We start from the raw sequence: 6,648 nt of genomic DNA, 5'->3' as shown, positions 1-6,648 counted from the left end.
CAAGAACATCCTGCTCAACGAAGGTCTGCGTGCCTGGATGGCGCCTGCCGACCAACCGCACGAAAACTTCATCTTCCCTGAAGAGGTTCTGCCCCGTGGAAACGCCCTTTAATTCCGGTCTCATCTCGGTCGGGGGCAAGGACCTCGACTCCACCGGCTATGCCTGGTGGGCGGGCAATGCCCGGCTGATCAACCTCTCCGGCCGTCTTCTCGGTGCCCACGTGGCCCATGCGGGCCTGATGGTCTTCTGGGCCGGCGCCATGATGTTGTTCGAGGTGAGCCACTTCACCTTCGACAAGCCCATGTACGAACAGGGCCTGATCCTGTTCCCCCACGTCGCCACCCTCGGCTATGGCGTCGGCCCCGGCGGTGAGGTCACCGATCTCTATCCGTTCTTCGTGGTCGGTGTCCTGCACCTGATCAGCTCCGCCGTGCTCGGCCTCGGCGGCCTGTACCACGCCCTGCGCGGCCCGGAGATCCTGGAGAACTACTCCGCGTTCTTCTCCCAGGACTGGCGCGACAAGAACCAGATGACCAACATCATCGGCTACCACCTCATCCTTCTCGGTGTGGGTGCCCTGCTGCTGGTGTTCAAGGCCATGTTCTTCGGCGGCGTCTACGACACCTGGGCCCCAGGTGGCGGTGATGTACGCCTGATCAGCAACCCCACCCTGAGCCCCGGGGTGATCTTCGGCTACCTCACCCGCGCCCCCTTCGGCGGCGAGGGCTGGATCATCGGTGTCGACTCCATGGAGGACATCATCGGTGGCCACATCTGGATCGGTCTGATCTGCATCTTCGGTGGCATCTGGCACGTCATCACCAAGCCCTTCGGCTGGGTGCGCCGCGCCTTCATCTGGAACGGTGAGGCATACCTGAGCTACAGCCTCGGCGCCCTGAGCTTCATGAGCTTCATCGCCTCGGCCTACATCTGGTTCAACAACACCGCCTATCCCTCGGAGTTCTACGGCCCCACCAACGCCGAAGCCTCCCAGGCCCAGAGCTTCACCTTCCTGGTGCGCGACCAGCGCATGGGCGCCAACATCGGTTCCGCCATGGGCCCCACCGGCCTGGGCAAATACCTGATGCGCTCCCCCACCGGCGAGATCATCTTCGGCGGTGAAACCATGCGCTTCTGGGACTTCCGCGGTCCCTGGCTGGAGCCCCTGCGTGGCCCCAACGGTCTGAGCCTCGACAAGCTCCAGAACGACATCCAGCCCTGGCAGGTGCGTCGGGCGGCTGAGTACATGACCCACGCCCCCAACGCCTCCCTCAACTCCGTGGGCGGCATCATCACCGAGCCCAACTCGGTGAACTTCGTCAACATCCGCCAGTGGCTGGCCTCCACGCAGTTCGTGCTGGCCTTCTTCTTCCTGGTCGGTCACCTGTGGCATGCGGGCCGGGCCCGTGCCGCCGCCGCCGGTTTCGAGAAGGGCATCGACCGTCAGGCCGAGCCCACCCTGGCCATGCCGGACCTCGACTGATGCACCCGGGGGAACCGGTTCACCGATCCCCTTCCATCAGCCTCTGCCTCCGCCCCCGGGCGGGGGCTTTTTGCTGCCGTATCTTTGGGGCCGCCGCAGCCGTTGGCAGATCCGATGGGTGATCCCTCCCCCACGGACGCTTCGAGCCTGTGGGGAAGGCTGACCGGCAAGATCCGGCGATCGCCTCGCACCCTCCGGGTCCTGCTTGGTCCGCGGATCCGGCGGCGCACCCAGGCCATCGAGCGGCTGGTCAACCGGCGCCGGTTCTCAGCGACCCGTCGCTCCCTGTGCCGTCGTAACCCGGACGGGACCGGCCTGGTGCTCAACACGCGGCTGGTGGAGCCCACGATCCCCTCGATCGCCCACTGGGCCGACTGGAGCCTGACCCGCCATGGCTTCTTCGGCAACCTGCGCGCCCAGCCCCAACTCCTGTTCGTCAAGGCCGTGCCGGAGTGCCTGGAGCTGTTTCTGGACCGCTATCTACCCCGGATCGAGGCCACATCACGCTTCGTTCTGATCACGGGCGATGCCGACACCACCCTGCCCCGGCAGGTGGATCGGCGGTTTCCCGATTACCTCGCCTCCGGCCTGCAGCAACGTCTGCTCAGCCTCCTGGACGACCCCCGACTGCTGCACTGGTATGCGGAGAATCTGGACACCCCGCTGGACGGTGTCACCCCGATTCCCCTGGGCTGCATCAACAGTGATGGCCACGTCATCTACCGGCAGACCCTGGCCGAGGACGCTCCGGTCGCCATCCGGGAGCGGCCCCTGAAGGCCTTCTGCGCCCACTACGTGCGCGAAGGTCCGCAATGGGAGAACCGGCGAACGGTGATGCGGTTCGCCACCGGCGAGTGGCGGGCGTTCGTCGAGGTGCACGAGCAGATTCCCTACGACGATTTCTTCCCGACCCTCAAGCGCTATCCCTTCGTGATCTGCGCCGGCGGCGGCGGCCTCGATCCCTGCCCGAAGGCGTTCACGGCCCTGCTGGCCGGCGCGATTCCGATCATCGAGCGCAATCCCACCACCGCCGCCTTCGGCGATCTGCCGGTGGCCTATGTCGACCACTGGGACAGCCACAGCCTCTCCCCCGCCCGGCTGGAGGCCTGGCGGGACGAGCTCCATCCCCGGTTCGAGGATCCGGCCCAGCGTCGCGCCGTGCTCGAGACCATGTCGATGACCCACTGGCTGCGGCGGATCCGGGCCCATCACCCGGGCGCCTGAGCCAGGGTCCCGGGGCCAAGCCAGCGCCGCAGCAGGGGCAGGCTGAGGCCGATCACGTTGCTGAAGCAGCCCTCCAGCCGCTCCACCACCAGACCGCCGCGGCCCTCGAGGGCGAAGCCGCCGGCACAGGCCAGGGGTTCACCGCTGGCCACATAGGCCTGGATGGCCGCCTCGTCGAGGGCGGCGAAGTGCACCCGCGTGGTCACGACCGCCTGCAGGGGCTCCTCAGGCTCCCCGGGGGCGGGATGCCGCAGCAGGCCATGGCCGGTGTGCAGATCCCCCCAGCCGCCGGCCATGCGCCGCCAGCGGGCCACCGCCTCGGCGGCGTCCCGGGGCTTGCCCCAGGGCTCCCCCTGCACCTCCAGCAGGGAATCACAGCCCAGCACCCCAAACGGCGGCCAGTCCGCCGGCGAAGCGAGCGTGGCGGCCACGGCCCGGGCCTTGGCCAGCGCCAGCGCCTGCACCAGCCGCCGGGGATCCGCCTGGCGGATCCCGTCCTCATCCACGCCGCTCACCTGGATGCGGTGGGGGATGCCGGCCTGCTCCAGCAGGCGGCGGCGGGCCGGGGAAGCGGAAGCCAGCAGCAGCAAGGGGGTCTCCAGCGGGGTCTCCAGCCTGCCCGTCGATTGGGGAGAATGGGTCGATGGCACAGGCCGACACCGAGTCCCGTTCGCTGGCGCGGGCCGCCCTCTCCCTCCGCTGCCTGCCCTTCCGCCGCCGCTTCTACGAGACGGTGGGGGAGCAGCCCCTGAGCAGCACGGAACTGGCCGGCCGCACCGAGGTTCCTGCCCCGTTCACCTTCCTTCCCCTCAGCAGCGACCGGACCGAGGACCATTTCCTCTGGCTGATCCGGCTGGGGGTGCTGCGGCGGGAAGTCGATGGCCAGGGGCTCACCGAGCGCGTGCGGCTGACGCCGATGGGCCGCCAGCTGCTGCGACGCTGGCCGGGCGAAATTCCGCGGGCGGGCCGGCGGGAGCGGATCCTGGAGGCGCTGCGCCGCCACCGCCCCCGCCTTTGAACCGCCCCCACTCCGCCTCTCCCCGGCCGCTCATGGTGCTGGGCACCAGCAGCGGCGCCGGCAAATCGCTGATGACCGCCGCCCTCTGCCGCGTGCTGCAGCGACGGGGGGAGCAGCCCCTGCCCTTCAAGGGGCAGAACATGAGCCTCAACGCCTGGGTCGACCCGCAGGGCGGGGAGATGGCCTACTCCCAGGCCCTGCAGGCCTGGTCCGCGGGCCTGGAGCCGAGGGTGGCAATGAACCCGGTGCTGCTCAAGCCCCGGGGCGACAGCACCAGTGAGGTGATCCATCTGGGGCGCTCGGTGGGCACGGCCCGGGCGGAGCACTACTACCGCGACTGGTTCCGGCCCGGCTGGGCGGCGATTCGGACGGGCCTGGCGGAACTGCAGGCCGCCCACCCCGGCGGCCGGCTGGTGCTGGAGGGGGCCGGCAGCCCGGTGGAGGTGAATCTGCAGGCCAGGGACCTCACCAACCTGCGGCTGGCCCAGTACCTGCGGGCCCGCTGCCTGCTGGTGGCGGACATCGAGCGGGGCGGTGTCTTCGCCCAGATCGTCGGCACCCTGGCCCTGCTGCGGCCGGTGGAGCGGCCCCTGATCGGCGGGCTGCTGATCAACCGCTTCCGCGGCCGCCGTTCCCTGTTCGATGCCGGCCGCGACTGGCTGGAGCAGCAGACCGGGGTGCCCGTGCTGGGGGTGATGCCCTGGCTCGACGAGCTGTTTCCCCCCGAGGACTCCCTCGACCTGCTGGAGCGGGGAAGCCGCAAGCCCCGCGCCGAGCTCGACCTGGTGGTGGTGCGCCTGCCCTCCCTGAGCAACTTCTCCGACCTCGACCCGCTCGAGGCGGAGCCCAGCGTGCGGCTGCGCTGGCAGCGGCCGGGGGAACCCCTCGAGCAGCCCGACGCCGTGATCCTGCCCGGCAGCAAGCAGACCCTGCGGGACCTGGCGTCGCTGGGCAGCAGCGGGATGGCGGAGCAGCTGCGGGCCTATGTGGCCCGGGGGGGACAGGTGTTCGCCCTCTGCGGCGGCCTGCAGATGCTGGGCGAGGAACTGCACGACCCCGAAGGCCTGGAAGGGGGCCAGCCCGGGGAGCGGGTGGGCGGGCTGGGCCTGCTGCCCCTGCGCACCGTCTTCCAGGGCGACAAGGCGCTGCGGCAACGGCAGAGCCGGGCCGTCTGGCCCCCCGGCCCGGGGGACCTCCCGGTGGTGGAGGGCTTCGAACTGCACCACGGCCGCAGTGAGCGGACCGACCCGGCAGGCTGCGCGCCCCTGGCGCAGGACGGGGCCCTGGGCTGGTGGACGGAGTCCGGCGACCAGGGGGGTCTGGTGGCCGGCACCTACCTGCACGGCATCTTCGAGAACGGCCCCTGGCGGCGCCGCTGGCTCAACCAGCTGCGGCGGCGGCGCCGGCTGCCGCCCCTGGAGGAGAACCAGCCCCACCACGGCCGCCAGCGGGACGCCCTGCTCGATCGCCTGGCCGACGCCTTCGAGGCCCACGTCGACCTGGCGCCCCTGCTGGCCCCGGGTCCCCTCCCCCGGACGCCGCGCTCCTGAACGGCCGGCACCCCCTAGATTTCCGCCAGAACGGCCCTTCCCCCATCGCCATCCCCCGTCCTGCCATCACCATCGCGTGGCCGGACGGACGCACCACGACGGCCCTGCCTGGCCAGGACTGGCTGGAGGCCGCCCGCCAGGCGGCGGTGTTGATTCCCACCGGCTGCCTGGGGGGCAGCTGCGGCGCCTGCGAGATCGAGGTCAATGGACGCATGGTGCGGGCCTGTGTGGCCACCGTGCCCTCCAGTGCGAGCGGCCGGCTGACCGTCAGCCTGGCCAGCGATCCCCACTGGTAGGCCGTGTGAATTCCCCCCCCCGGTTCCACATCCTCTCGATCGATTTCCAGGATCTCGACGTGATCTGGAACGTGCGGTTGTTCTATCGGGCCGCGGGCTACGGGTTCGCCCGAGGCGGTGTCGATCCGGATCTCGACCTGCTGGTGATCCTGCGCGGCGATCCTGGCCACGCCTATCTGGACCACCGGGGAATCGTGCATGTGTACGACTACGTCAAGGAGCTCGAGGTGAACTGGCCCGAGCGCTTCCCCCGCGCCCGTGAGATCCGCCTCATCTCCCTGTTCCGACCGGACCAGGTGCCCGAGGGGCTGCGCTGGGTGCCGGGGTACCTGCCGGTGGTCCCCGAGTTCTGGCAACAGAGCCCGTTCCGCAAACGGTCCGGCAGGCCGCTGCACATCGCCAATTTCAAACCGATGGGCGACGACCCCTACCAGCAGGATCTGGCCCGGCTGGCGCGCCGAGGGCTGGTGCAGGTGTTCGGCGGCCGCTGGGACAGGCTGGGCCTGGCCACCCACGGCCTCAGCTACCTCGAAGCGAATCGCCAGCTGGCAGGCGCCTGGTGCTGCTACGGCCTGATGTACCCGTACCAGCGGGGCATCACCCTCTCCGGCCGCATGTGGCAGGCGCCCCTGCATGGCTGCCTGGTGATCAGCGAACAGGGCACCAACCCCCTGGGACTGCCCGGGATCCTCGAGGTGGGGCGCTTCTCTGCGGAGACGCTGCTGAGCGTGGGCTCGATCCGGGAGTGCTGGCAGATCAGGCAGGAGGCCACCCGGTACTGGCGCGAAGCCACCGAGCGGCTGGCCCTGCAGCTGGACCTGCCAGCCTACCGGGGTCCTTCGGCCGCCCAGCTGGCCAGCTGCGGGCGGGAGCGGATGGCCCAGCACCTGCGGGTGGCCTGGGGCCGGCGCCTGGGGCGGCTGACGCGGTGGCTGGCCCCGCCGCCGATCAGCTGCTGGTGGCGACGGCGCCAGCGGACACTGCAGGGACTGGGGCGACGCCTGCAGGGGGCCTCCGGCCGGGGCCGACAGACAACGAACCGCTGAGACGCCGCCTCAGCCAGATGGCTGCGGCGT

7 protein-coding genes and 1 pseudogene are annotated in these 6,648 nt (G+C 70.4%); 7 read left to right on the top strand and 1 reads right to left on the bottom strand.

The window, feature by feature from the left end:
* The 3 genes and pseudogenes from KUG39_RS03815 to KUG39_RS03805 form a co-directional block, all read left to right on the top strand.
* Window positions 1-112 (top strand): annotated as a pseudogene (locus tag KUG39_RS03815) (photosystem II D2 protein (photosystem q(a) protein)); the annotation flags it as partial.
* Window positions 96-1,484, top strand: coding sequence for a photosystem II reaction center protein CP43 (gene psbC / locus KUG39_RS03810; RefSeq protein WP_015108803.1), 1,389 nt, complete (start codon window positions 96-98; stop codon window positions 1,482-1,484). The pseudogene KUG39_RS03815 and the gene psbC, both read left to right, overlap by 17 nt.
* Window positions 1,485-1,598: 114 nt before the next feature.
* Window positions 1,599-2,708, top strand: coding sequence for a hypothetical protein (locus KUG39_RS03805; RefSeq protein WP_216913073.1), 1,110 nt, complete (start codon window positions 1,599-1,601; stop codon window positions 2,706-2,708).
* Here the strand turns inward: KUG39_RS03805 and KUG39_RS03800 are convergent.
* Window positions 2,693-3,298 carry a nucleoside triphosphate pyrophosphatase gene (locus tag KUG39_RS03800; RefSeq protein ID WP_216913071.1) on the bottom strand — a complete coding sequence of 202 codons (606 nt, stop codon included), beginning with the start codon at window positions 3,296-3,298 and terminating at the stop codon, window positions 2,693-2,695. The genes KUG39_RS03805 and KUG39_RS03800 overlap by 16 nt on opposite strands.
* 53 nt (window positions 3,299-3,351) lie before the next feature.
* Between KUG39_RS03800 and KUG39_RS03795 the strand changes: the two genes are divergently transcribed.
* The 4 genes from KUG39_RS03795 to KUG39_RS03780 all read left to right on the top strand — a co-directional run bounded on the left by KUG39_RS03795 (window position 3,352) and on the right by KUG39_RS03780 (window position 6,618).
* Entirely contained in the window at window positions 3,352-3,726 is a 375-nt protein-coding gene (locus KUG39_RS03795) for an Npun_F0494 family protein (RefSeq protein ID WP_094587431.1), read from the top strand.
* Between the two features lie 32 nt (window positions 3,727-3,758).
* Window positions 3,759-5,276: a cobyric acid synthase gene (locus KUG39_RS03790; RefSeq protein WP_216913069.1), complete on the top strand. Its 1,518-nt coding sequence runs from the start codon at window positions 3,759-3,761 to the stop codon at window positions 5,274-5,276.
* 71 nt (window positions 5,277-5,347) lie between these two features.
* The gene (locus tag KUG39_RS03785; RefSeq protein WP_502988633.1) at window positions 5,348-5,572 is read left to right on the top strand and encodes a 2Fe-2S iron-sulfur cluster-binding protein; all 225 of its coding nucleotides are present in this window, start codon (window positions 5,348-5,350) and stop codon (window positions 5,570-5,572) included.
* 5 nt (window positions 5,573-5,577) lie between these two features.
* Window positions 5,578-6,618 carry a hypothetical protein gene (locus KUG39_RS03780; RefSeq protein WP_216913067.1) on the top strand — a complete coding sequence of 347 codons (1,041 nt, stop codon included), beginning with the start codon at window positions 5,578-5,580 and terminating at the stop codon, window positions 6,616-6,618.
* Window positions 6,619-6,648 lie beyond the last annotated feature (30 nt).

The organism is Synechococcus sp. CCAP 1479/10, assembly GCF_019038515.1.
GTDB lineage: Bacteria > Cyanobacteriota > Cyanobacteriia > PCC-6307 > Cyanobiaceae > Cyanobium.
Note: the sequence above shows the minus strand (reverse complement) of the source record. Positions and strands in the feature narration are given on the sequence as shown.